The organism is Paraburkholderia aromaticivorans (assembly GCF_002278075.1).
Classification (GTDB): domain Bacteria; phylum Pseudomonadota; class Gammaproteobacteria; order Burkholderiales; family Burkholderiaceae; genus Paraburkholderia; species Paraburkholderia aromaticivorans.
The window spans coordinates 2,956,075-2,980,595 of record NZ_CP022990.1 but is presented as its reverse complement, the minus strand read 5'-3'; the positions used below and the strand labels follow the sequence as shown (position 1 = coordinate 2,980,595).

Annotated in this window: 23 protein-coding genes and 1 pseudogene; 7 read left to right on the top strand and 17 right to left on the bottom strand. The window is 64.1% G+C overall.

Translation table 11 applies throughout. The annotated features are described in order from the left end of the window. Window positions 1-7: 7 nt before the first annotated feature. The 6 genes from CJU94_RS32935 to CJU94_RS32910 all read right to left on the bottom strand — a co-directional run bounded on the left by CJU94_RS32935 (window position 8) and on the right by CJU94_RS32910 (window position 5,566). On the bottom strand, window positions 8-1,420 hold the full coding sequence (locus CJU94_RS32935; RefSeq protein ID WP_208645393.1) for a GH1 family beta-glucosidase: 1,413 nt from the start codon (window positions 1,418-1,420) through the stop codon (window positions 8-10). 284 nt (window positions 1,421-1,704) lie between these two features. Further along, complete coding sequence (locus tag CJU94_RS32930; protein ID WP_095422695.1) at window positions 1,705-2,919, bottom strand: DUF2252 domain-containing protein; 1,215 nt, start codon at window positions 2,917-2,919, stop codon at window positions 1,705-1,707. A 43-nt stretch (window positions 2,920-2,962) separates the two neighbouring features. Beyond that, window positions 2,963-3,166, bottom strand: a complete 204-nt coding sequence (locus tag CJU94_RS32925) for a hypothetical protein (protein WP_157763836.1) — start codon at window positions 3,164-3,166, stop codon at window positions 2,963-2,965. A gap of 214 nt (window positions 3,167-3,380) precedes the next feature. Then, the gene (ftrA, locus tag CJU94_RS32920; protein WP_095422694.1) at window positions 3,381-4,346 is read right to left on the bottom strand and encodes a transcriptional regulator FtrA; all 966 of its coding nucleotides are present in this window, start codon (window positions 4,344-4,346) and stop codon (window positions 3,381-3,383) included. Window positions 4,347-4,381: 35 nt separating this feature from the next. Beyond that, window positions 4,382-4,834 carry a rhodanese-like domain-containing protein gene (locus CJU94_RS32915; RefSeq protein ID WP_095422693.1) on the bottom strand — a complete coding sequence of 151 codons (453 nt, stop codon included), beginning with the start codon at window positions 4,832-4,834 and terminating at the stop codon, window positions 4,382-4,384. A gap of 426 nt (window positions 4,835-5,260) precedes the next feature. Beyond that, window positions 5,261-5,566 carry a hypothetical protein gene (locus tag CJU94_RS32910; RefSeq protein ID WP_095422692.1) on the bottom strand — a complete coding sequence of 102 codons (306 nt, stop codon included), beginning with the start codon at window positions 5,564-5,566 and terminating at the stop codon, window positions 5,261-5,263. Window positions 5,567-6,020: 454 nt separating this feature from the next. Between CJU94_RS32910 and CJU94_RS32905 the strand changes: the two genes are divergently transcribed. Next, a complete protein-coding gene (locus CJU94_RS32905; protein WP_095422691.1) occupies window positions 6,021-7,325 on the top strand; it encodes an NRAMP family divalent metal transporter in 1,305 nt (434 codons plus the stop codon). 39 nt (window positions 7,326-7,364) lie between these two features. Here CJU94_RS32905 and CJU94_RS32900 read toward each other — a convergent pair whose 3' ends face one another. The 3 genes from CJU94_RS32900 to CJU94_RS32890 all read right to left on the bottom strand — a co-directional run bounded on the left by CJU94_RS32900 (window position 7,365) and on the right by CJU94_RS32890 (window position 9,584). Then, the gene (locus CJU94_RS32900; protein ID WP_244221035.1) at window positions 7,365-7,961 is read right to left on the bottom strand and encodes a response regulator; all 597 of its coding nucleotides are present in this window, start codon (window positions 7,959-7,961) and stop codon (window positions 7,365-7,367) included. 80 nt (window positions 7,962-8,041) lie between these two features. Continuing rightward, complete coding sequence (locus CJU94_RS32895) at window positions 8,042-8,548, bottom strand: phasin family protein (protein WP_095422689.1); 507 nt, start codon at window positions 8,546-8,548, stop codon at window positions 8,042-8,044. Between the two features lie 151 nt (window positions 8,549-8,699). Beyond that, the gene (locus CJU94_RS32890) at window positions 8,700-9,584 is read right to left on the bottom strand and encodes a manganese catalase family protein (RefSeq protein WP_095422688.1); all 885 of its coding nucleotides are present in this window, start codon (window positions 9,582-9,584) and stop codon (window positions 8,700-8,702) included. A 427-nt stretch (window positions 9,585-10,011) separates the two neighbouring features. Here CJU94_RS32890 and CJU94_RS32885 point away from each other — a divergent pair, with 427 nt between their 5' ends. Next, window positions 10,012-10,290: a GlsB/YeaQ/YmgE family stress response membrane protein gene (locus tag CJU94_RS32885; RefSeq protein WP_095422687.1), complete on the top strand. Its 279-nt coding sequence runs from the start codon at window positions 10,012-10,014 to the stop codon at window positions 10,288-10,290. Between the two features lie 214 nt (window positions 10,291-10,504). On the opposite strand, the gene CJU94_RS32880 is transcribed toward CJU94_RS32885, so the two are convergent. Both CJU94_RS32880 and CJU94_RS32875 read right to left on the bottom strand, forming a co-directional pair. Beyond that, window positions 10,505-10,912 carry an Hsp20/alpha crystallin family protein gene (locus CJU94_RS32880; RefSeq protein WP_095422686.1) on the bottom strand — a complete coding sequence of 136 codons (408 nt, stop codon included), beginning with the start codon at window positions 10,910-10,912 and terminating at the stop codon, window positions 10,505-10,507. A 40-nt stretch (window positions 10,913-10,952) separates the two neighbouring features. Continuing rightward, complete coding sequence (locus CJU94_RS32875) at window positions 10,953-11,396, bottom strand: Hsp20/alpha crystallin family protein (protein ID WP_095422685.1); 444 nt, start codon at window positions 11,394-11,396, stop codon at window positions 10,953-10,955. 244 nt (window positions 11,397-11,640) lie between these two features. Here CJU94_RS32875 and CJU94_RS32870 point away from each other — a divergent pair, with 244 nt between their 5' ends. Continuing rightward, a complete protein-coding gene (locus CJU94_RS32870) occupies window positions 11,641-12,030 on the top strand; it encodes a hypothetical protein (RefSeq protein ID WP_095422684.1) in 390 nt (129 codons plus the stop codon). 145 nt (window positions 12,031-12,175) lie between these two features. Here CJU94_RS32870 and CJU94_RS32865 read toward each other — a convergent pair. Further along, window positions 12,176-13,344, bottom strand: a pseudogene (locus CJU94_RS32865) (zinc-dependent alcohol dehydrogenase). 282 nt (window positions 13,345-13,626) lie between these two features. Here CJU94_RS32865 and CJU94_RS32860 point away from each other — a divergent pair. Together CJU94_RS32860 and CJU94_RS32855 are read left to right on the top strand one after the other, a co-directional pair. Further along, window positions 13,627-15,696, top strand: coding sequence for a putative bifunctional diguanylate cyclase/phosphodiesterase (locus tag CJU94_RS32860; protein WP_095422683.1), 2,070 nt, complete (start codon window positions 13,627-13,629; stop codon window positions 15,694-15,696). Window positions 15,697-15,811: 115 nt separating this feature from the next. After that, complete coding sequence (locus CJU94_RS32855; RefSeq protein WP_095422682.1) at window positions 15,812-16,618, top strand: hypothetical protein; 807 nt, start codon at window positions 15,812-15,814, stop codon at window positions 16,616-16,618. A gap of 40 nt (window positions 16,619-16,658) precedes the next feature. On the opposite strand, the gene CJU94_RS32850 is transcribed toward CJU94_RS32855, so the two are convergent. The 3 genes from CJU94_RS32850 to dapA all read right to left on the bottom strand — a co-directional run bounded on the left by CJU94_RS32850 (window position 16,659) and on the right by dapA (window position 19,946). Further along, window positions 16,659-17,093: a bactofilin family protein gene (locus CJU94_RS32850; protein ID WP_095422681.1), complete on the bottom strand. Its 435-nt coding sequence runs from the start codon at window positions 17,091-17,093 to the stop codon at window positions 16,659-16,661. A gap of 588 nt (window positions 17,094-17,681) precedes the next feature. Next, entirely contained in the window at window positions 17,682-18,659 is a 978-nt protein-coding gene (locus CJU94_RS32840; RefSeq protein WP_095422904.1) for a M23 family metallopeptidase, read from the bottom strand. 363 nt (window positions 18,660-19,022) lie between these two features. After that, window positions 19,023-19,946, bottom strand: a complete 924-nt coding sequence (gene dapA / locus CJU94_RS32835) for a 4-hydroxy-tetrahydrodipicolinate synthase (protein ID WP_095422679.1) — start codon at window positions 19,944-19,946, stop codon at window positions 19,023-19,025. A gap of 381 nt (window positions 19,947-20,327) precedes the next feature. Between dapA and CJU94_RS32830 the strand changes: the two genes are divergently transcribed. Next, window positions 20,328-21,620 (top strand): aspartate carbamoyltransferase, encoded by a 1,293-nt coding sequence (locus tag CJU94_RS32830; protein WP_095422678.1) that lies wholly within the window; start codon window positions 20,328-20,330, stop codon window positions 21,618-21,620. Window positions 21,621-21,677: 57 nt separating this feature from the next. Here the strand turns inward: CJU94_RS32830 and CJU94_RS32825 are convergent, their stop codons facing one another. Beyond that, window positions 21,678-22,529 carry an alpha/beta hydrolase gene (locus CJU94_RS32825; RefSeq protein ID WP_095422677.1) on the bottom strand — a complete coding sequence of 284 codons (852 nt, stop codon included), beginning with the start codon at window positions 22,527-22,529 and terminating at the stop codon, window positions 21,678-21,680. A gap of 229 nt (window positions 22,530-22,758) precedes the next feature. Further along, the gene (locus CJU94_RS32820; RefSeq protein WP_095422676.1) at window positions 22,759-23,541 is read right to left on the bottom strand and encodes an NAD(P)H-dependent oxidoreductase; all 783 of its coding nucleotides are present in this window, start codon (window positions 23,539-23,541) and stop codon (window positions 22,759-22,761) included. Between the two features lie 71 nt (window positions 23,542-23,612). Between CJU94_RS32820 and CJU94_RS32815 the strand changes: the two genes are divergently transcribed. Beyond that, window positions 23,613-24,521: a LysR family transcriptional regulator gene (locus tag CJU94_RS32815; protein WP_095422675.1), complete on the top strand. Its 909-nt coding sequence runs from the start codon at window positions 23,613-23,615 to the stop codon at window positions 24,519-24,521.

The window sequence follows — 24,521 nt, the reverse complement described above, 5'->3', positions numbered from 1 at the left end:
TCACCTGCTATTCACTTCGTGCGTTGCGCTCCTTCAGAAACCTGGCCACCAACTCCGCACTGCGTTTGAGCGTGCGCTTCTGGGTAGCGTAATCGACATGTACGACACCAAAACGACGCTCGTACCCGAACGCCCACTCGAAGTTGTCCATCAGCGACCAGAGAAAATAGCCGCGAATCTCCACACCGGCCTTGATCGCTTCGTCGACCGCGGCGAGATGGCGCTTGAGGAACGAGATGCGCTGGGTGTCCTCCACATGGCCGTCGATCACCTTGTCGTCCGAAGCCATGCCGTTTTCGGTAATGTAGATCGGCGGCAGATTCGCGTACGTGTCCTTGAAACCGGTCAGCAGATCGCGCAAGCCGTCCGGATACACTTCCCAGCCCATCTGCGTGCGCTCCACGCCTTCGAGCGGCACTTCCGTGAAGCCGTGCGCGCCGTCGCTCGCGACATTCGTGCGGAAATAATAGTTGATGCCGAGAAAGTCCAGTGGCGCGGCAATGGTTTGCATATCGCCGTCGAGCACCAGCGGCTCGGTGCCCGGCCACAGCTCGAACAGAGCCTGCGGGTAGCGGCCCTTGAGTAGCGGATCGAGAATCCACGCATTGTGCTGCACCTCGAACAGATGCGCCGCGCGCTGATCGGCGGCGCTCTCGCTATGGGCCGTGCCGCGCCCGACATTGGCGACGATGCCCTTTTGCGAGGCCGGATCGTTGGCGCGCAATACCGGCATCGCGAGCCCGTGCGCCAGCAGCAGATGATGCATGGCCTGTGTGGCGTAACGCCCATTTGCGAGCCCCGGCGCGTGGTGGCCGTTGCCGTAGCCGAGATACGCGGAGCACCAGGGTTCGTTCAGCGTCATCCAGCCGTCCACGCTGCCGGCCAACTCGCGGCTCATCAGGTCGGCGTAATCCGCGAAACGGTATGCGGTGTCGCGATTGAGCCAGCCGCCGCGATCCTCCAGATGCTGCGGCAAGTCCCAGTGATACAGCGTGACGAAGGTGCTGACGCCCTTCTCCTTCAAGCGCGCCAGAAGCCGTTTGTAGAACTCGATACCTCTGCGGTTCGGCGCGCCGGCCGCGTCCATCACGCGCGGCCATGCGATGGACAGCCGGTAGCCTTCGAGACCGAGCCCGGCCAGCATGTCGACGTCCGCTTCCCAGCGATGATAGTGATCGCAGGCCACCGCGCCGGTGTCGCCGGCCAGCACCTTGCCCGGCGTCGCCGAGAACGTGTCCCAGATCGACGGCAGGCGGCCGTCTTCGTTCACCGCGCCTTCGATCTGGTACGAAGCCGTGGCCGCGCCCAGCAGGAAGCGCTTGCGCCACAGCGACGAGTCCGCGGGCGGGGTGAAAGGATCGGCTAGCGATTGGGAATGGGAAGAGAGAGCGTCGGATACAGCGGAAGCGTCGTTTGCCACGGAGTCTCCCATGCAAGGCTGTCTCGGCCAGAGTCAGCTGACCTCATTGAACGCATACGGCGAAAGGCCACTTCAACCGAGCCGGAAGACCGGAGTGGAAGCGCTTCCACACGACCAGCGAACGATAGCAGCGGCGGATTCGCCGCAGCAATCAGGGTTTGTCTGGAGCGGTTCTGGCACGCGCGGCGCCACGATGCGCCGCGCATTGGAAGACGCTAACGAGCAAGACGACGAATACGCCGCAAGCACACCGGCGCGATGCGGCGCAATCCGCGCGACGAACCTCAGCGCTTGGCCGTCAGGTCGAACACGCCGCTGTCGTACGCGTCGCAATACGCCTTCCAGTCCGCGGCCACCTGGGCCTCGCATTGCATCGCGATATCGACCAGCGGCAACTGCCAGTCGCGCCGATTGCCGAACGCGATCAACTCGTCGGCGATCGACGACTTTTGCCGGCCGCCGCTGCGCAGATGCGCCCACGCACTCAACCCGGCCATGTTGTCCACCACCGCTTCGAGACGCGGCAGCTTGCCGTCCCAGTCGCTCAACGCGACGCGGTCCTCCGAGGGCTGCAGACTGCGCAACACATAGGATCGCTGATTGAATTCGACTGCGTGCAGGAACGCCTGCGAAACGGCCTGATTTCGCCGTTGGACCTCCACGACGCGCTGCGCTTCTGTCTGCCAGGCCGGTTGCGGCGTGCTCAGGCGCGGCGTGACGGAAGAAGGCAGCGCCTCTTTCAGATCGATCAGATAATTGCCGTCCGGCGAGCCTTTACCTTGGACGAGGATGACGTAGCGATCCACACCAAGGCTGCCCGTGCCGGCAATCCGCCGTGCGACGTCGAGAATGCGGAAGAAGTCGGGGTTGGGCTCGCCCGCGGCGAACTTCTGCATGAATTGCGTGACGGCGGCACGTTGGCTATCGCTAACCGCCAGCGCTTTCTTGCCGTCCACTTTCAGCACACGCGTTTTGCCTTTGAGCACGGTGCGCCGGTCCAGATGCGCAACCCGCGTGCGGCTGGCGAGCGCGACGAACAGATCATGCACCATTCCCGTCGCGGTTTCCTCCTCGATCCAGCGCGATTTGCCGTCCGCGAGCGCCGCGCCATACGTTTCCACGGCGGTGTGGCACAGCGCCAGCGCCTGCGCGCGGCTTAGCTTGAGATCGCTCGCGCCGACCAGCACGCTCGTCAGCAGACGCACCAGTTCGTAAAGATTCGGCGCGAGGCAGGCTTCGTCGAAATCGTTGTTGTCGAAGTAGATCAGGCTATTGTCGGCCTTGTAGCTACCGAAATTTTCCAGATGCATGTCACCGCAGATCCACACCGGCGGCGCGTCGTCGAGCGCCTTGTCGCGCGGCAGTCGTTCGTAAAAGAGGTGACAGGTGCCGCGCAGGAACACGAACGGCGACGCTCGCATGGCCTTGTATTTCATCGCAAGCCGCTCGGGATCGCGTCCTGCGTTAAAGCCGGCGATGGTTTTTGCGATGTCGAGCATGAGTTTCCTTTGAATAGGCGGCACAGTGCCGCTCGGCCGTCGTTCAATGCGCCCGCATGGTATCCGCGAGCGCATGCAGATTAAGCGGCCTCACCCGGATCACGCCGCCGCGCGGACTGTCGATATCCGCGATCAGCGCAAACGCGAGCGACACCACTAGCGGCACGATCAGCAGCAGTCCCGACAGCCACATCAGCACGAAGGACACGGCGAACAGGAGTGCCGGCTGATCGAAGATAGTTTGCATGGCGAGCGTTTGTCTCGGAGCGGTTGGGCAAAAAACGCTTTCTGACAAGGAATCGACGTGTACAACCGCTGCATGATAAGCGCCGATGCGCTCGCGTGGAGAGGGCCGCGGTGCCTGTCGGCGAGCATGCCCCGCCCATCTCCGCTCACGCGAACCCGGCAGGCCGCGCCGACGCGGTGCTCGGACGCTGAAGCCGCTTACGCCACTTACGCCCTCAAGCCGTTTCCCGCGCGCCGAACTTCTTGCGGTACGCGCCCGGACTCGTCAGCGCAATGCGGCGGAAATGCCGCCGCAACGATTCCTCGGAACCGAATCCAGCCAGTTCCGCGACGCGCGCGATCGGCAGCAAGGCCTGCGCTTCGAGCAGTTCGCGCGCGATGGCCACGCGCTCGCGCACGAGCCATTCATAAGGCGCCATGCCGGTGGCGTCGTGAAACTGCCGCTGCAGCGTGCGCGGACTCATCGCCGCGCGCTCGGCCAGCGAGCGCAAGGTGTGCGGCAAAGCGGGATGGCTGCGCACCCAGTCCATCAGTCGAGATAGACGTCCGCTTTCGTCCTGCGGCATGGGCCGCGGCACGAACTGCGCCTGGCCGCCCTCGCGATGCGGCGGCACCACGAGCCGCTGCGCCACCCGGTTCGCCACCGCGCTGCCGTGATCGCGCCGCACCAGATGCAGCAGCATATCGAGCCCTGCCGCCGAGCCCGCCGAGCTGATGATCTGCCCTTCGTCCACATAGAGCGCGTCTTGCTGCACATGCAACTGCGGATAGCGTTGCTGCAATTTGGCCGCATAGCGCCAGTGCGTCGTGACGGTCTTGCCGTCGAGCACGCCCGCGGCCGCGAGAACGAACACGCCGGAGCAGATCGAACAGAGGCGCGCGCCGCGCTCGTAGGCGGCGCGAATCTTCCTCAGCAGCGGTTCGGGCGGCACCTCGTCGGCATCGCGCCAGCCGGGAATGACGATGGTGTCGGCGCGCTCCAGCAGCTTGAGCGTGTAAGGCGCGGCGAAGGTGACGCCGCCCGCCGCGCGAATCGGCCCCGGCTCGCCCGCGCAGACCGCGAAGCGATACCAGTCCACACCGAGTTCAGGGCGCTCGAGTGCGAACAGCTCGGTCACGCAGCCGAATTCGAAGGTGCAGAGCCGGTCGTAAGCGAGCGCGACGACGAAATGATTGTGCATGGCGCGATCTTACCGGAGATCGACGATTCCGCCAGTCAACCCGGGTGGCCCGCCACGCGAGGCGACGCGCGCCGGGCCGATTCCTCATCGGCGATGGCAAGCTGGAAGCCCTCGTCCAGCCAGCCGGTGATGCCACCCGCCATGATCTTCACCGGGCGAGCGAGGCGAGCGAGCCTGATCGCGGCGCGCGTCGCTCCGTTGCAGTGCGGGCCCGCGCAGTAAGTGACGAACAGCGTATCCGGCGGATAGTCGGCGAGCTTGGACTCCACGATCTTGCCGTGTGGAAGGTTCGCTGCGCCAGGTACATGGCCGCGGGCGAAAAGTGCGGGGCTGCGCACGTCGAGCAGTACGAAGTCGACAAGGTGCGGGTGACTGCTTTCAAGTGCCGCGTGTACGTCGGCGCAATCGGTTTCGAACGACAACAGCGCGCTGAAGTGAGCGAGCGCTGCAGCGCTGTCGGCAGCAGGCACGGCTGAGACGGGGGACATGGAAGGCTCCTTGTGGGTGAACTGTCGGGATGCATTGTCCCGTTGCCCCACAGGATCGACCAGTGGCTCGAATGACAGATTCCAGTAACATCACGCCATCCCTTTGCAGGCCGCGGGATGAATGGCCGCCCCGCTCGCCCGCCCGCCTCGCTCCGTACCACTGGCTTACGCGGTATCCCTCCGATCAAGCCAGAGGACAGCATGAACGCCCGCGCGACGGCCCCCCCGCTGCTCTTTACAACACGCCCGAGTCAAATCGTCGGGTGCCCAAGGTCGCTGATCAACTGGCCGGAAAAACTGCGCTGCAGGACACCGGGGCGCAGATGCGGGCCATCCCGGCCAGCTTTTACAAGAACTGGTAGAACGTGCCATGTAGATATCGGGCGCGGCGTCCCGCCGCTCCAAGGCAGCCTGCGGCGCTGAACGCTACCGTGCGCCGGCACCGGTGGGCGCCCTCCAGGTCCGCTTATTGAGCTCCGGCCGAACGCTGAACAACGGCTCCTTGATCCACGCGGCGAAATCGTCGTGCCAGTGGTTCCATTCGTAGTCGCTCAGTTCGAACTCGTCCTCGATCATGCCGGTGCCGTCTCCGGAGAGAAACGCGTAGACGACCTTGCTGCCGTCCCAGAATGCGATTGCGTAGCCTGTCAGGTCGGCACTCGTGCCGTAAGGGATGTCGCGCAACATCGACGCCAGTCGCGTCTTGAACTGGTCGAGGGTAACAGGGTTCATTGTCCGCTCCGCTATGTAGTGTCTATCAGGTCTTGCCGTTAGTCCGGCTGAATACCGCCTCGCTCGGCAAAGGCTTCGGGCCATGTCGTTATCGAGCCCCGCTCCGACCACGGAACGTCATGTCGCATCGGATGAACTCAGAGGTTGCGCCCCGCGCGATTGCCGGCAAAGAGATCGTCGTCCACCAGATGGCCCAGTCCCTGTAGCAAGCCCCGCGCCCAGCGGCCGTACGTGGCCCGATTCGTGCGCATGGTCAAGGAAAACAGAGCGACGTCGACGAAAGAGCGGACCTGTATCTACCTGGCCCGCGAAGGCGGACACTCCAGCCAGCCGGCGCCGCCAGTCCGACGCGACGCGCGTTCCCGTTCAAACCGCGGCGTGAACGGTAAGATGCGTCGGGCAGGCTTTGCGGGCTCCCGTGAGATCGCGGGCACGAACACCAAAGGACTCAACGATGGATATCGACATCAACCCCTCCGACAAGCCGGACCTCGAGGTTCGGTCGTGGCTGGAACAACTCGGCCCCGGCCTCATCACAGGCGCGGCGGACGACGATCCCAGCGGTATCGCCACCTATTCGCAGGCCGGCGCGCAGTTCGGCTTCAACATGTTGTGGACCGTCATCATCACGTATCCGCTGATGGTGGCCATTCAGGTCGTCAGCGCCAGACTGGGACGCGTGAGCGGTCACGGACTCGCCACGAACATCCGGCGTCACTACCCCGCGTGGCTGCTCTATGGGTCGGTCTTCCTGCTGCTGGTCGCCAATACGATCAACATCGCCGCGGATCTGACCGCAATGGGCGCCGCAGTCAACCTGGTGATCGGCGGTCCGACGCGCATTTACACCCTTGTGCTCGGGGTATCGTCAGTTTTACTGCAGGTCTTCATTCCGTATCGAAGTTATGTGCGCGTGCTGAAATGGCTAACGCTCGCCTTATTCGCCTACGTCGGAACGGTGTTCGTGGTCGAGATCCCGTGGCAGACCGTGATAGTGCGCACCTTCAGTCCACATCTGTCGTGGAAAAGCGAATACGTCACCACCGTTGTCGCCCTGCTCGGCACCACCATCAGTCCATACCTGTTCTTCTGGCAAGCGTCGCAAGAGGTCGAGGAGATGCGCGCCGAAACCGGGCAGCGCGCGTTGAAAAACGCGCCAGGACAGGGGCCGGCGAGTTTGCGCCGGATCCGGATGGACACGTGGATCGGAATGGGCATTTCCAACCTGGTCGCGTTCTTCATCATCCTCACCACCGCCGCCACGCTGAACGCCCACGGTGTGACGGACATCCAGACCTCGTCGCAAGCGGCGCTCGCCTTGAAGCCCATTGCCGGAAAGTTCGCGTTCCTACTGTTCAGTCTGGGCATCGTCGGTACGGGCCTGCTCGCGCTGCCTGTGCTGGCCGGCTCCGCCGCGTATGCGATGGCCGGCACGTTCAACTGGCGAAACAGCCTCGCCCTGAAACCGCAACTCGCGAAACGGTTTTACGGCATCGTCGTGCTGTCGACGCTAATTGGCCTCGCGATGGGATTCACGAGCATCGATCCCGTCAAGGCGCTCTACTGGAGCGCGGTGATCAATGGCGTGGTGTCCGTGCCGATCATGGCGCTGATGATGTTCATGGCGGTGAACCCAAAGATCATGGGCAGCTTCGTCATCTCGAGGCGTCTGTCGGTCGCCGGCTGGACCGCCACGGGAGCCATGGCGCTCGCCGCGCTGGCCATGTTCTGGTTCATGCTCGCGCCCACCAGCCGGTGAGCGGGTCTTCTGCGGTCAGTGCGGCTTTCCGGGTTCGCGTCAAGGTCGATCGGCCGGGTTCTCGCCCGGATCCGTTGGCGCAAGCGCTGTGCGGGATTGGACAGTCGCGGAGCCATTCGCGGCTTCGTTCCTGAGCAACCTGAAGATCATGCCTTCGAGATGGCGTAACTCCGCCGGCTTGCGGCAGATGGCATCGAAGCCGGCCTCTTTCATTTCCCGCACGTAGTCGGCGGTATCGAACGCGGTAAATGCCAGAAGGGGAATCTTTCCGGTTGCCTCGATTCGCCGCAGCGCCGTGGCGACGCCAATGCCGGACAGCCCGGGCATGGCGACATCGAGAACAATGCAGTCGGGGATCCACGCCTTTGCTTCTCTCAGAGCGTCCGAGCCGTGGTAGACGGTTCGCACGCTCATGCCGCCCGCTTGCAGATACGCGCTGAGCGCGTCCGCCGACGGGAGCGAATCGTCCACCACCAGCACCCGCACGGGCGCCCGGCCTTGATGTGGCTCGCGCCCGGCGCCGCTCGAATCATCCGGGCAGTCATGATTTTCAGAGTTGGAGTTCATGGTTTTTCTCTCGCTGTGGGCTCCTGGCATGGAGCTTCTACCCATGGCAAGCGCAACGCCCGTTCCCACTCCCTCCTCCGTCGCGCCGGCGTCCGCCGACGAAGCGCAGCAAGGCTCCCCCCGCCAGACGCCGCGCCGTGACATGCCAATTAACGCAAATCGCGCCGGGCGCCGGCGGAAGACACCGCCCTGCCCGAGCTATCGACAATCTCCACCCGCTCAGCGGATGCGAACGCGGGTTGCGTCGTGACGAGCAGGCTGGAATTGCCGGCCTGCTCCTGAACATTCCCGCAAGCAATATCGACCATTTCCCCGAGCGTCTTCAAGGAATTACCAAAGTGCGCCTGCATCGCATTGAATAATCCGATTCGCGTACCGGCAGCAATTTCTTCCACGTGCCGCCAATAGGCAAAGGTCTTCTTGACCGCGGCCGGAAATTGCTGCGACTGGAGATCGACCACATCATCGAGCGAGTCGGCGGAAAGTGCCGCCTCGGTCAGAGCCTGTTGCTCGGACAACGAGGTTTTTACGGTCTGTATGTTGAGTTCGACGACTTTCTCGACCCCGGCAAGGACTTCGGTGTTGCAATCGAAAGCGATGTCGATTGCCGTGTCACGTTGACGTGAGGAGAACTGTTCTGCGATCCGATCGTGCATGGAAACTCCTTGATGGTTAAGCGCGCAAAGCGCCACAAGCAGGCATCGTCCGGACGATCCGTCACGCCGTACGAGTGGCGCGCACGGCCGGAACGAAACACCGTCGTCGGCAAGGTACGACCGACGACGGTCAGTTCGACTACGTGTGCGGTTATTTCGCTACGGCTGCATTCTGTCCGGCGCCCAGATCCGCGCCGGTGACCGGGTCCGTCTCGGTCGCGGAAGCCGTGCGCGACGCCATCGCGCTCAACACCTCGACCTCTTCTTCCGAAACCTGAACCGTGGCAAGTCCATCGCCGCCGTCGACCGCCGGCTGCGGCGTCTCGACGAAGTCCCAACCCGGCCCTTCATTCCACGGGCCGCGAGGCGCGTCGTCGCCGTCGGACATGTTGTAATAGACGTTGGTAAATTCTGGAACACCCGGCAATTTTCCCTGCGGGAAGTTCGGCTGAATAGAATGCAAGGCTTTCTCAAATGACTTCTGATGCGCGATCTCGCGGGTCATCAGAAAGCCGAGCGCTTCCTTGATACCAGGATCGTCGGTCACATTGATGAGCCGTTCGTAGACGATCTTTGCGCGCGCCTCCGCAGCGATATTCGAGCGCAGATCCGCGGTCGGCTCGCCGATCGTGTCGATATACGCGGCGGTCCATGGCACGCCTGCGGAATTGGTCAACGCCGGGCCGCCGCCATAGAGCAGCGCGGTAGTGTGCGAATCGTTGCCGCCCGCAGTGAGTGAACGGTAAAGTTCGGCCTCCTGTTCGACGCCTTCGGCAAGTCGTCCCTTCGCACCCTTGTTGAGCATCGCGACAATCGAGCCGATGATCTCCAGGTGGCTGAGTTCTTCCGTCGCGATGTCGAACAGCATGTCCCGCCTGCCGGGGTCGTCCTCACTGACAGCCTGAGTGAAATAGCGGCAGGCCGCGGCCAGTTCGCCTTGCGGGCCGCCGAACTGTTCGAGAAGCAGATTGGCAAGACCGGGATTGGGCATCGCTACGCGGACGGTGTATTGAAGTCGCTTGTTGTGCACGAACATCGCATTTCTCCAGAAAAGATTGTGGGTTCCGCTGGCGTTCCTCACCTCGTGAAAGGTAGAAGGACGTGCGGACCAAAGGGACATTCATTGGAAAACCAGCTTTGTGGGCGATGACGAACGCGTGTGCGGAATGCCCCACCTTGGGTCTCAGAGCAGCCGCTCTGGCGAGATGCGCGCGCAGGGAACGCGGCGAGATTTACCTGCGACTTGCACTCCGCATGCACCGTGCCCGACAGATGAATTCCTTGATCGCGCACGGTGTCGCGCTGAATGCACCGGCGCGATAAATTGCTATCCGCCGTTCACAGCGGCGCTGGCGTGATAGCCAATAGAGGGGGGAGAGTGTCCGCGGGCACGCGCGTTGCGCAACGCCATGGCGGAACAATGGCGTCAGCCAATAACGAGTACCCTGGACAAGGAGAATCAAATGGAACCTGTATCGCACGGCATTATTTTCTGGCTGGTCATCGGCGGCGTTGCTGGCGCGCTTGCCGGCCGTCTTGTCGATGGCGGCGGATTCGGCATCATCGTCGACATTATCGTGGGGATAGTCGGTGCGTTTATCGGCGGATGGCTGGGGGGCGCGCTCGGGATCCATCTCGGTAGCGGAATAATCGGCTCCCTGATCACGGCGCTGATCGGCGCGGTCATTCTTCTTCTGATCGTGCGGCTCTTCAATCGTGGCAGGTCGGGAGGCGCGATATAAGTCGGGTCCGCGCCGCCTTGACGCCCGAGGTGGCAGCGCAGAACCGCGCTGCCACCTCGGGCCCGGAGCATTGCGGTGTGCCGCCTTGCAAGACGAGTCGCGCTCCGCGCCGCACGCGTTGAACAGCTCGGGCAAGCGTGCCCGAGCTGTCCTTCAGGCGCCATACTTCGCGATACTTAGCGATATGCCGCGATGGTCCGCAATACCCCGCCCGTCACCCGACGGCGACCTCGATGCGGCGCGGCCGCGCCTCCTCGCGTCGTGGAATCGACAACTGCAGGACGCCATCGTGAAGCTTCGCCTCGATCTTCGACGTATCGAACTCCGGTCCGAGCGTAAATGACCGCGCGAAATACGGCACGCGAACCTCCGCGTGTTGCAGACGCAGCCCTTCCCGCGTCGGCACGCTGGCGGATGCCTCGATCCGCAGATTACCGTCCTGCACCCTGATTTCCAGATTGTCCCGGTCCACACCGGGAAGATCGGCCCACAGCGTCACGCCGTGCGCGTTTTCGACGACATCGACCGCCGGACTGAGCGTCAGGCGTTGCCCCGTTTCTTGAGGCTCCGCGCGATTGACCGTGGTCGAGTCACTGCGAGCGAGTTGCGTGGTGTCGTTCATGATCAGCTCCTTTTTTGCTCCTTTCTTTCTGTCTGTTGCATCACTGCACGGCAATCGCGCGGGGCCGGGAAGATTCGCGCTTGCCAATCGAGATGCAGAGGCACCCGTTCAGATAGCGAGCCTCGACCTTGTCGGGATCGGCTTGCGGCGCAAGCTCGATGACGCGGCGAAATGGACCGCTGAAGCGTTCCCGCGCGTAATGACGCGCGGCTTCATCCGATGCATCGCGCGCCGCGGGCGCCCGTTCGCCGGCGATCGTCAGGAGGCCCTTGTCGATGGACACCTCCAGTTGCTTCGGGTCGATGCCGGGTGCGAACGCGACGATGTCGATCGTGTCGTCGGTCGTGCCGATATTGATTTGCGGAAAGGCCGACAGGCGGTCCGTGCGAATGCTGGAAGGGTAGCCGCCGAACAGCGTCGCCATCTGCTGATGCAGACGATCGAACTGGCTGAACAGGTCGGTCGTGAAGTAGAGATCACTCATGGTCGTTTCCTCGGTAAAGACGGCGAGGATGCAGACGGGCCTACGCGCTCCAGTCCGCCTGCCCCCACCGCGGCAAACAAATCGAAACACGCAGCGCACGGCGCGAAACCGCGCGACTGCCTGAGCGAAATAGAAAATAGACCGCGCCACGCGGATTTCAAGGTTGGCGGTCAAATTTTTTTGCTCTTGAAAAACGGTTGCGAAGCCCTATTCTCGGCGCAGGCATTTTCTGGCAGGAGGATTCATGGAATTCGATTCTGACTGGCTCACACTCGGCAGGCACCGGGTTCGTCTGCGCTCGCCGAGGGGCTTTCCCACCGAAGGCATGCGCACGGCGGTGGACGTGATGCGCCTTGCCGTCGAGAACAATATGAGCGCCCGCGCTCGCCTCGTGGATGTGGCGGTGCGCGAGGAGAAATCGTACGACGTCTCGGTCGGGACGACCTTCGCGGAAGACCGGTTATGCGCGCCGCAACTGGAGGCGGCCATCGCGGTGGTGCTCGGGTTATTGCCGGGGCAGATCCGCATCTTCGTGACGGTCGTCACGCAGGAGGAAGTCGACCTCCATTTCGGTGTGTACGAGAGAATGCTTGCGGAAAAAATTGGCGGACTCGCGCCGATTGCACGTGAATAGGCCGGGCACGCGGAGAGCAGCCCGGACGGGCCGCTGCCGGTGTCGCGCCACCCGCATCCGGCACGAAGAACGCGGACGGGCCATGCCGGGCGCGCAGAATCCCGGCTCGAGACGACGCCGGGCGGCACCCCGCCGCGCCGTCTCGCTAAGGCTTCAAAACCACCTTGATACAACCGTCTTCCTTGTCGCGGAATACCTTGTACATGTCCGGGCCCTTCTCCAGAGGCACCGTGTGCGTGATGACAAACGACGGATCGATCTGACTTTCCACAATGCGTTGCAGCAGGTCGTCGGTCCAACGGTTCACGTGCGTTTGCCCCATCCGGAAAGTCAGCCCCTTGTTCATCGCCGCGCCGAACGGAATCTTGTCGATCAGTCCGCCGTAGACGCCCGGAATCGACAGCGTGCCCGCCGGTCTGCACACGTAGATCATTTCGCGCAGCACATGCGGACGATCGGTTTCGAGCATCACGGCCTGCTTCGCCCGGTCGTACATCGCGTCGATCGAGCGGGTCGCGTGAGATTCCATGCCGACCGCGTCGATGCACTTTTCCGGTCCCTTGCCCTGCGTCAGTTCGTTCAGCCGTTCGACGACGCTCTCTTCCTCGAAGTCGATCGTGATCGCGCCCGCCACCCTCGCCATGGCAAGGCGCTCCGGCACACGATCGATCACCAGCACCGGTTTTGCACCGAGCATGATGGCACTGCGAATCGCAAACTGGCCAACCGGCCCCGCGCCCCAGATGGCGACCGTATCCGTTGGCTGGATGTCGCATTGCACCGCCGCCTGCCACCCCGTCGGGAAGATGTCGCCGAGGAACAGGACCTGCTCGTCGGTCAGTCCGTTGGGGATCTTGACAGGCGTCACATCGGCATACGGCACACGGACATATTCCGCCTGCCCTCCCGGATACCCGCCCGTCAGATGCGAGTATCCGAACAAGCCCGCCGTAGCGTGGCCGAACACCTTATCGGCTTTCTCCTTGTTGCGGTTCGAGCGCTCGCAGACCGAAAAAGGCCGCGCCTGCACTGGTCGCATTCGCCGCATGCGATGGTAAACGGCACCACCACCCGGTCGCCGACCTTCAGCTTTTTGTTGTCCGCCCCGACTTCGACGACCTCGCCCATGAACTCGTGGCCCATCACGTCGCCCGATTCCATGGTCGGCATGAAGCCGTCAAACAGATGGAGATCGGAGCCGCAAATCGCGCAACTCGATACCTTGATTACCGCGTCGCGCGGATGCTCGATTGTCGGATCCGGGACGGTATCGTAACGAATGTCTTTCTTGCCATGCCAGCATAGCGCTTTCATCTTTGGCTCCATCATCAAGGAAGGCCAGGGCGGCGGACAGCACGGCTTTCATGTCGTCGCGCGCACACCGGCGTATCGGGGCCGGCACCACCGGTGCGCAAACGCCATGCCGCACCGGCCCGATGCGGGCCCCGCTCGCGGAAACACGCCACGCCGGCCCGAGCGGCACGCACCGGCGAAGCGGCCGCCGCCGGCACCTAACGTATTGAAAGCGAATTAAATATTTGCCTTGAACTGTCGATAACCAGTTCAGCCGCTTCCCTTCCGGCGGTTGGACTAGACATGCAAAGCTCATATAACCTTTGGCTGGTGGCCATTTCTTTCGTCGTCGCGACGCTGGCTTCATACACGGCCCTGGACCTGACCGGCCGCATTTTCCTGCTGGCCTCGCCGCGCGCGCGGCAGGCCTGGCGGCTGGGTGGCGCCGCGGCGCTCGGCGTCGGCATCTGGTCGATGCACTTCATCGCCATGCTGGCGTTTTCGCTGCCGATTCCGCTCGGCTACGACTTCCCGACCACCGCCGCCTCGCTCGGACTCGCGACCGCGGCTTCGTATCTGGCGCTGACCATCACGACCCATGAGCGGCTGACGGCGGGCCGGCTGCCGGCCGCCGGCGTGGTGATGGGATGCGGCATTGCCGGCATGCACTATGTCGGCATGGCGGCCATGCAGATGACGCCAGGCATTGTTTATCGACCGGCATGGTTCGCGGGCTCGCTCGCCGTCGCGATCGGCGCGTCGAGCGCCGCGCTGTGGCTCGCGCGCGCGCTCAGCGACGACGACGCGCGCCACGTGGTGCGCAAGCGGCTGGCCGCGGCCCTGGTGATGGGCGTCGCGATCAGCGGCATGCATTACGCCGGCATGGCCGCCGCCGAGTTTGCGCCCGGCGCCGTGTGCGGCGCGGCCAATGGCGTGAACACCACGTGGCTCGCGACCTCGGTGACCCTGTTCACCTTTGCGATTCTGATCGTCACGCTGATGCTGTCGCGTTTCGATGCGCGCACCACCTTTCTGGTCGGCGCGGTGTCCAGACTGAACGGCCAGATCGTGCGGCTCGCCACGCTCGACAGCCTGACCGGGCTGCCGAACCGCAGCACGCTGACCGAGCGCATCGAACACGCGATCCATCGCGCGCAGCGGCAGCGTTCGCTGTGCGCGGTCCTCTTCATGGACCTCGACGGTTTCAAGACTATCAACGATTCGCTCGGCCATTCGGTCGGCGACCAGGTGCTGACCGCGTTCGCGCAGCGCCTGCTGCTGTGCGTGCGCGCAAGCGACACCGTGGCGCGGCTGGGCGGCGACGAGTTCGTGGTGCTGGCGGAAAATTTCGGCTCGCGCGAAGACGCCGGCGCGCTGGCCGAGGGTGTGCTCGACCGGATGCGCATGGGCATGTGGACCGACTCCCAGCCGCTCCAGGTGATGCCCAGCATCGGTATCGCCCTCTATCCGGACGACGGCGACAGCGTCGAAACGCTGCTGAAACACGCGGACGCGGCCATGTACGAAGCCAAACGCGCGGGCCGCAGCACCTATCGCTTCTTCGAGCGCAGCATGAACGAAGCAGCCATGCGCACGCTGCAGATCCAGAGCGCTTTGCACGACGCGCTCGCGGCCGGCCATTTCTCGCTGCACTTCCAGCCGAAGTTTCACGGCGGCGGCGAGTCGCTGGCGGGCGCCGAGGCGCTGATCCGTCTGCATCACCCGCAACTCGGTGAGATCACGCCGCTCGAGTTCATTCCGATCGCCGAACGCTCGGGGCAGATCCTGCACATCGGCTACTGGGTGGTGCGCGAAGCGTGCCGGCAGATTCGCCGCTGGATCGAGCACGGCTTGCCGTCGATGAAAGTGGCGATCAATCTGTCGCCGCGCCAGATGCTGCAGCCCAATCTCGTCGCGAGCATGCTCGAGATCGTGGAGGCCGAGGGCGTGGAATGCACGCAGATCATGTTCGAGATCACCGAAACCGTGGCGATGCAGGACGCCCCCAGAACCATCGAGATGATCCGCCAGTTTCAGGCCTGCGGCTTCGAGATCGCGATCGACGACTTCGGCACCGGCTACTCGAGCCTCGCCTATCTGCAGCGCTTTCGCGTCAAGCAGTTGAAGATCGACCGCTTCTTCACCAACGGTCTCGACGCGCACGGACTGGAGGGCCGCGCGATCGTATCGGCGATCATCGCGCTTGCGCACTCGCTGGAAATGGATGTGGTGGCCGAAGGTGTCGAAACCGAATCGCAACTCAACATGCTCAGGTCGATGATGTGCGATGAGATGCAGGGCTTCCTGCTCGGCAAGCCGCTCAACGCCGACGACTTCGGCAGCCTGTTGCGGGAGACAAGGGTCTCCGCATGAGCATAGCGATCTTCTGAAAGATGCAGTAAGGGGTTGCCGCTGGGCGCGCCGCGGCCGTTGGCGGATCGCAATTCACAAATAAACAATAACAGGCAGCTCAGGTGTTGGAGACTTCATGAAATTCGATGTAGCGACGTTTAATTCGTTATGGTTGATCACGTTCTTGTGCTGCGCCCTCATTACGACCGTGCTGTCGCACATGTTCGCGGCCGTCGCCGCGTTCCGCTTCTGGGCGGTCGGTTTCTATCTGCTCGCCGCGTCGTCGGCCTGCTTCGCGTTGCATTTCACGTGGCCCTACGACGCGCTGTTGATCGCCACCGCGACGCTCGCGCTGCAAAGCCGCTTGCTGATCTGGGCGGGCACGCGCCAACTGTTCGGCGTCAAGGCGCCGTGGCCTGCCGGACTTGCCGTCACGGCCGTGTTCTGCGCCCTCTATGGATGCGCACTGCTGTTCAAGGTTCCGATGGTATTGCGCGCCGGCCTGCTCGTGCTGTTTTTCCTGCCGGTCCGCGCCGCCACGCTTTATGAAGTGTGCCGGCGGCGCCGTCCGCACCTGGGCGCCGCTCGACTCATGGCGATGATCGGTGGCACGATCGCCACGCTCAATGGCCTCGTGCCGCTCGTGCTCGTGCTGCTCCATCGCACCAATCTGTCGCTGCTGCTCGGCAACCCGCAGCGCACCTCGGCGCTTTACGCGGTCGTGTTCGCGGGCGACCTGCTGCTGGCAAGCGGGCTGATCGTGCTGGCTTTCAAACTGCAGGTAGTCGAGATGAACATGCTCGCCACACTTGAGCGCAGCGCGGTGGGACGGCTCGCCACAACCCGCGAAACACGCGCTGATCCCGATGCCCGGACCGCGCGCGCCGATGGGCTCGGCCTCGACACGCCAACGCGGCGCCAGTCGCTGCCGGGACCGGTCTGATACGGCGCCTTGCCGGCGAGCCGGCTGATCGCCTCGCCGGCTAGCCGGCCATGCGTTCGTCGGCTGCGCTGTCGGCCACCGACACGAGATGCGGCGGCGTCGACTGCGCCGCGTCGCGTTTGGTGAGCTTGCCGTCCACCGAGGCGCCGCAATCCATGCGCAACTGCTGGTAGTAGATGCTTCCGGTCACATGCGCGTTGCTCTGCAACTCGACGAAGTGATCGGCAATCACGTCGCCGACGATCCTGCCGTTGACCACCACGTCGTAGCCGTGCACGTTGCCCTCGATCGACCCGCGATCGCTCAATACCAGCAACGTCTGCCCGCCCGGCTCGCCGCTCACGTTGCCGGTGACGTGGCCGTCCAAGCGCAGGCCGTCGCTGAACCGAAGGTCGCCCGTGATCCGCACGTCGTGGGCAATCAGGGTGGCGAGCTTGGTCTGCTTGATACCCGCGGATTTCTTCTTGTTGAACATAACGATCTCTGGTGAATGAAAATGGTCGTCGCGCAAGGCGGGGCGCGGCGGAGAAACGGTGTGGCTGGTGCGTTGGCTGGCTGGCGCGTTGGTTGGCTGGTGTTGGCTGGCTAGTGCTCGCTGGTTGGTGCTTGCCGCCCCGCATTGGTTGCCCGGCGCTAGCTGGCCGGCGTAGGCGCCTCGCTCACCGCCGACGCTCAGCGACCCGCGGCTTCCGTCCGTGCTGCTGACCCGCCCTTGCTCTGACCGCGAAGAAATTGCAATTCCGCGTCAAGCCGCGCAACCTCGGCTGCGGCGCTGTCCGCCGTCTTCTGCACGGCGGCGCGCGCCGCCGACTCCTCCGCCAGAGCGAGCCGAGCGCGAGTCAACTGGATCTGCTGCTCACCCTCCTCGACAGGGGCCGCGCTGCATGCCACCAAGGGCGTGCCGGCGCGCCTCGCATGCCAAACCGCGAAGCCCGCCGCGCCCGCGCAAACGCATAGCGCGCACGCCACGGCCCACACCACCACGCGAAACCCCAGCGAGCGCGCCGGCCGAAGCGTATAGGCGCGGTGAGTCAGGCGGCCCCCCTCGCGCGGAAAATGTCGGTTAGCCATGGGACGCGGGCAAGAAAAGGGCGAGGTAGGCAACCGGATTGACCGGCGCGCCGTTGACGAGCACTTCAAAGTGCAGATGCGGCCCGGTGGAGCGGCCGGTCGAGCCGACATCGGCAATATATTGACGCGGCAGCACCAGATCACCGACATGCACGACGATGCGCGACGCGTGGCCATAGCGCGTCATGAGGCCGTTACCGTGATCGATTTCGACCGCGTTGCCATAACCCGATTTCTCACCGGCAAAAACCACGCGGCCGCCGGCCGCCGCCCGAATCGGCGTGCCGGTCCCGGCAACCAGGTCGAGACCCGGATGAAAGCTCAAACGATGCGTGAACGGATCGATGCGATTGCCGAATGGCGAGCCGAAGCGCGCGCCGTCGGCGGGCATGCGGCCGGGAAACGCGGCGTACGCGATCGCGTGATCGGCGGTCTGCTGCTCGAGCGCCGACAGAGTCGCGGCAATGCACTCCAGTTGCTGGCCGGTGCGTGCGACATCGGCATGGCGGCTCAGTGCCGGCGCGAGTTCGCTACAGCGACGCGGCGGCAGCGAAGGGCCGCCCTCGCCTTCGCTGTCGGTGGCCGCGGTGTCGGCTTCGGACGCCGCGGCCGGCATGGCGGGGACAGCCGGTGCGCGCGGCGCCGGCCGGGGCGTGTTCAGGCGCGCTTCGAAATCGCGTAGGTCGCCGACCTGTGCGGTCAATCGCGCGATGCGCGGTTCGATCTGCGCCACGGACGCATTCAGCTTGCCGAGTTGATCGATCGCATAGTCGTGCTCGATGCGACCCGCCTCCGGATTGCCGGCCCCGCGATGCGCCGGCCAGTGCGTGCCGATCGCAAAGCCCGCGGCGAGCGCCAGCGCCGCCGCGCCGCCCGCCGCGCCCAACGCCAGCGTCAACGCGGTGCGGCGCGTGACGAAGCCGACCGATCCGCTGGCAAGCCGGCTACCGGCGCTAAATACGGAAGCCATTAACGCCGCCCCGCGCGCGGCGAGCTCGTCGAACACATTCGCTCGGACGCTGCCCGGCGCGGGTTCGATATGGGCAACACGTTTGGCGCACCGAACGTGCGACCTGTGCGATACATGCGGCACGTGCCGGGCAATGGCGAGCGCCACGGAAGATCGGCCAACGGGACTGACTGCATACGGCATCAACCGGCTGTACACCGGTCGCGAGAATGGACAGAGGGCGTCGATTATCCCCTGGCATGACGAAGCATCATCTCAAATACAGGGAATGCATCGGATCACGTTCACGGCGCGGCGCGGGTGCCGTGATCAACACGCCGCGCCATCGCCCGCATGCGCCTTCGCTCGCAACCAGCGTCTGACTCAAACCGATGCTTCGGCTTCCTTCGAATCGCTCCGCTCCTGGTCAGCCCATGCTTCGAGCCGCTCACGCAGCGCACCGCTCGCGCGCGTCATCGGCATGCGCAACTCGTCGCGTATCAATCCTTGCGCGGCCAGCAAGGCCTTGACCGGCGCCGGATTCGGTTCGGCGAACAACGTCTGGATCAGCGGCGCCAGCGCGTGAAAAATGCGCCGTCCTTCGTCGAGCCGCCCCGCCGCCAGCGCGCGATACAGCGCGACAAAGCGCTCGGGTCGCACGTGCGCGGACGCCGCGACCGCCCCGCTGCCGCCCAGACACAAGGTGCTGAAGATATTGATGTCCTCGCCGGCGAGCACCTGCAGGCGCCCATCGCGAATCAGCGCGAGCGTGGTGTCGAGCGAACCGGCGCAATCCTTCACCGCCTGGATCCGCGGATGCGCGGCAAGCGTGAGCAACGTGTCGAGTTCCAGCCGCACGCCGGTTCGATAGGGAATGTCGTACAGCACGACCGGCTTCGCGCTCGCGTCCGCCAGCGCCGCGAAGTGATCGACGATGCCGGCTTGCGAAGGCCGGATGTAGTACGGCGCGGCCATCAGCACACCGGCAATCGGCAACGGGTTCAGTTGCGCGATACGCTCGCGCATGCTCGCCGTGTGATTGCCCGACACGCCGACCAGCACCGGCAAGGCCCGCGCATCATGCGCGTGGCGGGCCTCGGCCCGCGCTTCGTCGAGAATCGTCGCCAGCACGGCGTCCTGCTCGGCGGGATCGAGCGCCGCCGGCTCGCCGGTCGTGCCGAGCGCGACCAGCCCGGCAATGCCCGCGCCGGCATAGCGGCGCACCAGCGCGCGCAAGGCGGCGTGATCGACGGCGCCGTCGGCGAACGGTGTGATGAGCGGAACCCAGATACCCGAAAAAATAGACATGTCTTTACCTCGATGACGACCGTATCGATTCCGTCAGGCGGTGCGAGGGAGGAAAGACAGGAAAGTGCCCAGGCGGGCGTTGACCGGCTGTTCCGTCGCATCTGACGGAACAGCGTGCTCCGGTCAGATGAGCGGCTGTTTTTTGGCTTTGGCGCCGACGTTCGAGTCACACGCGCGTGCGGCTGCGACGCTCACCAGGGCAAGACGTGCGAAGGTCGACGGGCGGAGTCGGGAGGTTGGGCCGGAATGCATGAGACGCAGTGTAACCGCCACCGGCGCGGCGTGGCAAAGTCCATCGCGAAATTGCTTGACTTCTGCCGCAGGAAAACTAATATACGCAACGCGTACATTCGCCGACTTTCCTTTTCCGACAGGTGCCCCATGAGCGTCCCGCAACAAGCCTTCCTACGCGATGCCATGCGTCGCCTGAACATGACGCGCGACACGTTCGCAAGCCGCATCGGCGTGTCGCGCCGGGCGCTCGACACCTGGCTCCTGCCGGACGACTCGCAGGAATCGCGGGCCATGCCGGAAATCGTCGAGCGTTTCGTGTCGGAAATCGTGGTGCACGGCGAGCCCGGCGAAAAGTATACGCAAAGCGTAGACTCGCAATCGCTCGCGAGCCAGATGCTTTTCGAGGGCAAGCCGCAGTTGCTGTCGGTGGATCAGTTCTCGCGCGACTCGGTGGAAGCGCTCTTTCGCGTGGCCGACATCATGCAGCCGATCGCCCGGCGCCGCAAAATCTCCCGGGTGCTGGAAGGCGCGGTGCTCGGCAATCTGTTCTTCGAGGCCAGCACGCGTACGCGCGTGAGCTTCGGTTCGGCGTTCTGCCGGCTAGGCGGCTCGGTCTGCGACACCACCGGCTTCACGTTTTCGTCGATGGCCAAGGGCGAATCGATCTACGACACCAGCCGCGTGATGAGCGGCTATGTGGATGCGCTGGTGATCCGCCATCCCGAGCAAGGCTCGGTGGCCGAATTCGCGCGCGCGACCAATGTACCGGTGATCAACGGCGGCGACGGCCCGGGCGAACACCCGAGCCAGGCGCTGCTCGACCTGTACACCATCCAGCGTGAATTCTCGCGCCTGGGCAAGATCGTCGACGGCGCCCATATCGCGCTGGTCGGCGACCTGAAATACGGGCGCACCGTGCACTCGCTGGTCAAACTGCTGGCGCTGTACCGCGGCATCAAGTTCACGCTGATCTCGCCGCCCACGCTCGAAATGCCGAGCTACATCATCGAGCAGATTTCGCGCAACGACCACGTGATCGAGCAGACTCACGATCTGTCCGCCGGCCTGCGCGGCGCCGACGTGGTGTATGCCACGCGCATCCAGAAAGAGCGCTTCACCGACGAATCGTTCGAAGGCTACACGCCGGATTTCCAGATCAATCAGGCGCTGGTGGACAGCGTGTGCGGCGCCGATACGCTGATCATGCACCCGCTGCCGCGCGACAGCCGGCCGGGCGCGAACGATCTCAGCGTGGACCTGAATCACGATTCGCGGCTGGCGATTTTCCGGCAAACGGACAACGGCATTCCGGTGCGGATGGCGATTTTCGCGGTGCTGCTGGGCGTCGAAAAACTGGTCCAGCATTCCATGCGCGATGCGGCGTGGCGCCCGCCGGCCTATCTCGGTCCGGACGACGCGGTATTTCACGGCATCGATTGACGGATCGGCGGGCGTTTTGAACCCGCCCCACGGCGCGCCCTGAAGCGCGGCGCGGTGTCAGGCCGCGGCGCTTGCCGCGCTGCTCCCGTTGCGCTTGAACGCGCCGGCGAAAAACAGTACCTGATACTGCACCGCGTTGGCCCAGTACTTCCACGTGTGGCCGCCGGGCCGCTCCGCATAATCGTGCGGCACGCCGAGTTCGACCAGACGCTCGTGCAGCGTTCGGTTCGACTGCACCAGCGAATCGTTCACTCCGCAATCGATCGTGAGCGCGATATGCGCGTTGCCGAGACTGCGCGCATTCTCGACGATCGCCTCGTTGTCCCAGAAGTCGGCGTGCCGCGCCGGATCGCCGAACACCCGGTCGATGCCGGGCTCATTCTCACAGCCTCGCGGATCCACCGCGCCGCTGATACTGCCCGCCGCGCCGAATTCGTCCGGGCGGTCCAGCGCAATATGCAAGGCGCCGAATCCGCCCATGCTCAGGCCCGTAATGGCACGCGCCTCGCGCTTCGCGATCGTGCGGAAATGCGCGTCGACGTAGGTAACCACCTCCGTTCCCACATAGGTTTCGTAACGGCTGCGCGGATCGACCGGACTGTCGATGTACCAGCTTTCGTGGCCGCCGTCGGGCATCACCAGTATCACGTGATAGCGGTCGGCCAGCTTGCCGATCTGCGAGTTCGAGGTCCAGTCCGTGTAGTCGCCACCCGAGCCGTGCAACAGATAGACGACCGGAAAGCGGTCAGCCCCCTTGCCGCGCGCATATTGGTCGGGTAGCACGACTGTCGCTGCGAGCGACTTATGCATGGCGACGCTCGGGATGGCGACGACCCGGGACTGAAATGCCCAGGCATGCGTCGTAAATAGCAGCGTCAGAATGAGCCAGAACGCACGAGTTTGGTTCATGGTTTGTCGCTCTTCCCTATCTAGGTGTCCGAAGAACACTGCCCGGCATATAGGGCAAGATTCTTTCGACGACTCTAGCAACGACGACTTACAACCAAATTTCAGCGAAGCATACGATCCCGTCAGCTTGGGTGACCCCGGGATGGCGATGGATGCCGCGCAACCGACGCGCGGCGTCTCGCGCTTCGTCTGCATGAAGATGAAGATGGAGCGCTGCCGCGTACGCGTCCTAATCCTGCTCGAGGTGCGCCCCGAAGCCTACCGTGCCGGGCGCAATATCGGCCCGCAACGTCAGATCCGGAATCGTGTATGCGCCGCCGTTCTGAGCGCGGAACGGAATCGGCGCAGCTTTCCAAAGATCGTCCAGACGCTGTCCGAGCGCGTCCCGCACGGCGGGATAATTCGTTTCGTCGATGCGGCTCGTCCGGTAGATCACAAAGGGCGGCAGCACGTCGAAGCCGGGGTAATACAGCATGCCGTGCTGAATCGGAAACAGCACGTCGTCCATCGGACCATTGATGCCTCGCGGGCTGTAGTGCGATTCCCACCCGCCCGTCGTGACCACCAGCATCGCCCGCTTTCCGGCGAGCTTGCCCTCGCCGTAGCGTTCGCCCCACCGCACATCGGAATGCTCTCCGACGCCGTATGCAAAGCCATAGGCATACACGCGCTCGACCCAGCCTTTGAGAATGGCCGGCATGGTGAACCACCAGAGCGGAAACTGCAGGATGACGGCATCCGCCCACACGAGTTTTTCCTGCTCGACCTCGATGTCTTTGCTCTGCAGTCCATTCTCGAATGCATGCTTCGAGTCACGGGACGGATCAAACCGCTCGCCGCGTTCTTTCGCCAGGCTGTCGTCAGCATCGAGCGACGCTTTCCATTTCATCGCGTACAGGTCGGACACCTGAACGGTGTGCCCTGCATCTTCGAGACGTTTGACCGCAAACTCCTTGAGAGATCCGTTCAACGATTTGGGTTCCGGGTGCGCGTAAACAAGAAGAACGTTCATGACGAGGCCTTCATGGCTTAAAGAAACCCAAGATAGACTTTGCTCCGGTATATTGGAAATGAATTCCCAATATGTCAGGTATAGCCATGAATAATCTTCGAGGGCTGGACCTCAACCTGCTGATCACGCTCGACGTGCTGCTGTCGGAGCACAACGTGACTCGCGCAGCGCAACGGCTAAACCTTTCGCAACCCTCCGTCAGCGTGCATCTGGCCAAACTGCGGGATGTGCTGGGCGACCCGTTGCTGCTGCCCGGACCTCGCGGCATGCGTCCTACCGCCCGGGCCGAGGCGTTGCGCGAACCCTTGCGCGAAGCACTCGAAGCGCTCGAGCGCGCCGTGGCGCCAGCCCGTCCGTTCAATCCCGCCGAAGCGAATCACACGTGGCGCATTGCCGCGAGCGACTACGTCGAATCGACGATCATCCTCCCCGCTTTGGCCGGCTTGCGCGCAGCGGCGCCGGGTGCGCGTCTCTCCATCGTCGAAGCGGCGCCGCCCCGCATTGCGCGGCAGGCGGAACAGGGAGAGATCGATCTGGCATTTCATACGAGCGAAGGCGCGCCCGAAGGGTTGCGCCGCCGTTTGTTGTTCGCCGAGCGCTACGTTCTGGCCGGCCGCGCCGGTCACCCACGCCTGAAGCGCCGGCCGACGCTCGCGCAGTTCTGCAAGCTCGAACATGTGATCGTGTCGCCGGACGGCGGCGGCTTTACCGGCGTGACGGACGAAGTGCTCGCGAAGGCCGGCCTGACACGCAGAGTCGTGCTGTCCGTGCCGCACTTTCTGTTCATGTCGTCGGTACTGGAGAATACCGACCTGGTGGGGATGCTGCCCGCGCGGCTCGCCCGCGCCAACAGCGCGCTGCGGATGGTCGAGCCGCCCGTGGATGTGCCGGGCTACGAGATGGCAATGCTCTGGCACGAGCGCTCGCACCGCGATCCCGCGCACCAATGGCTGCGAGAGTACATCGCAAGTTCGGCGTGA

What these genes read in the sequence shown, in the direction of transcription:
- CJU94_RS32905 (WP_095422691.1), top strand. Translation starts at nt 6,021, where the DNA reads ATGGATATCGACATCAACCCCTCCGACAAGCCGGACCTCGAGGTTCGG.
- CJU94_RS32820 (WP_095422676.1), bottom strand. Translation starts at nt 23,541, where the DNA reads ATGAACGTTCTTCTTGTTTACGCGCACCCGGAACCCAAATCGTTGAAC.
- ftrA (WP_095422694.1), bottom strand. Translation starts at nt 4,346, where the DNA reads ATGCACAATCATTTCGTCGTCGCGCTCGCTTACGACCGGCTCTGCACC.
- CJU94_RS32850 (WP_095422681.1), bottom strand. Translation starts at nt 17,093, where the DNA reads ATGTTCAACAAGAAGAAATCCGCGGGTATCAAGCAGACCAAGCTCGCC.
- CJU94_RS32825 (WP_095422677.1), bottom strand. Translation starts at nt 22,529, where the DNA reads ATGAACCAAACTCGTGCGTTCTGGCTCATTCTGACGCTGCTATTTACG.
- CJU94_RS32890 (WP_095422688.1), bottom strand. Translation starts at nt 9,584, where the DNA reads ATGTTCGTGCACAACAAGCGACTTCAATACACCGTCCGCGTAGCGATG.
- CJU94_RS32830 (WP_095422678.1), top strand. Translation starts at nt 20,328, where the DNA reads ATGAGCGTCCCGCAACAAGCCTTCCTACGCGATGCCATGCGTCGCCTG.
- CJU94_RS32855 (WP_095422682.1), top strand. Translation starts at nt 15,812, where the DNA reads ATGAAATTCGATGTAGCGACGTTTAATTCGTTATGGTTGATCACGTTC.
- CJU94_RS32815 (WP_095422675.1), top strand. Translation starts at nt 23,613, where the DNA reads ATGTCAGGTATAGCCATGAATAATCTTCGAGGGCTGGACCTCAACCTG.
- dapA (WP_095422679.1), bottom strand. Translation starts at nt 19,946, where the DNA reads ATGTCTATTTTTTCGGGTATCTGGGTTCCGCTCATCACACCGTTCGCC.
- CJU94_RS32885 (WP_095422687.1), top strand. Translation starts at nt 10,012, where the DNA reads ATGGAACCTGTATCGCACGGCATTATTTTCTGGCTGGTCATCGGCGGC.
- CJU94_RS32925 (WP_157763836.1), bottom strand. Translation starts at nt 3,166, where the DNA reads ATGCAAACTATCTTCGATCAGCCGGCACTCCTGTTCGCCGTGTCCTTC.
- CJU94_RS32915 (WP_095422693.1), bottom strand. Translation starts at nt 4,834, where the DNA reads ATGTCCCCCGTCTCAGCCGTGCCTGCTGCCGACAGCGCTGCAGCGCTC.
- CJU94_RS32875 (WP_095422685.1), bottom strand. Translation starts at nt 11,396, where the DNA reads ATGAGTGATCTCTACTTCACGACCGACCTGTTCAGCCAGTTCGATCGT.
- CJU94_RS32910 (WP_095422692.1), bottom strand. Translation starts at nt 5,566, where the DNA reads ATGAACCCTGTTACCCTCGACCAGTTCAAGACGCGACTGGCGTCGATG.
- CJU94_RS32860 (WP_095422683.1), top strand. Translation starts at nt 13,627, where the DNA reads ATGCAAAGCTCATATAACCTTTGGCTGGTGGCCATTTCTTTCGTCGTC.
- CJU94_RS32895 (WP_095422689.1), bottom strand. Translation starts at nt 8,548, where the DNA reads ATGCACGATCGGATCGCAGAACAGTTCTCCTCACGTCAACGTGACACG.
- CJU94_RS32870 (WP_095422684.1), top strand. Translation starts at nt 11,641, where the DNA reads ATGGAATTCGATTCTGACTGGCTCACACTCGGCAGGCACCGGGTTCGT.
- CJU94_RS32880 (WP_095422686.1), bottom strand. Translation starts at nt 10,912, where the DNA reads ATGAACGACACCACGCAACTCGCTCGCAGTGACTCGACCACGGTCAAT.
- CJU94_RS32840 (WP_095422904.1), bottom strand. Translation starts at nt 18,659, where the DNA reads ATGGCTTCCGTATTTAGCGCCGGTAGCCGGCTTGCCAGCGGATCGGTC.
- CJU94_RS32930 (WP_095422695.1), bottom strand. Translation starts at nt 2,919, where the DNA reads ATGCTCGACATCGCAAAAACCATCGCCGGCTTTAACGCAGGACGCGAT.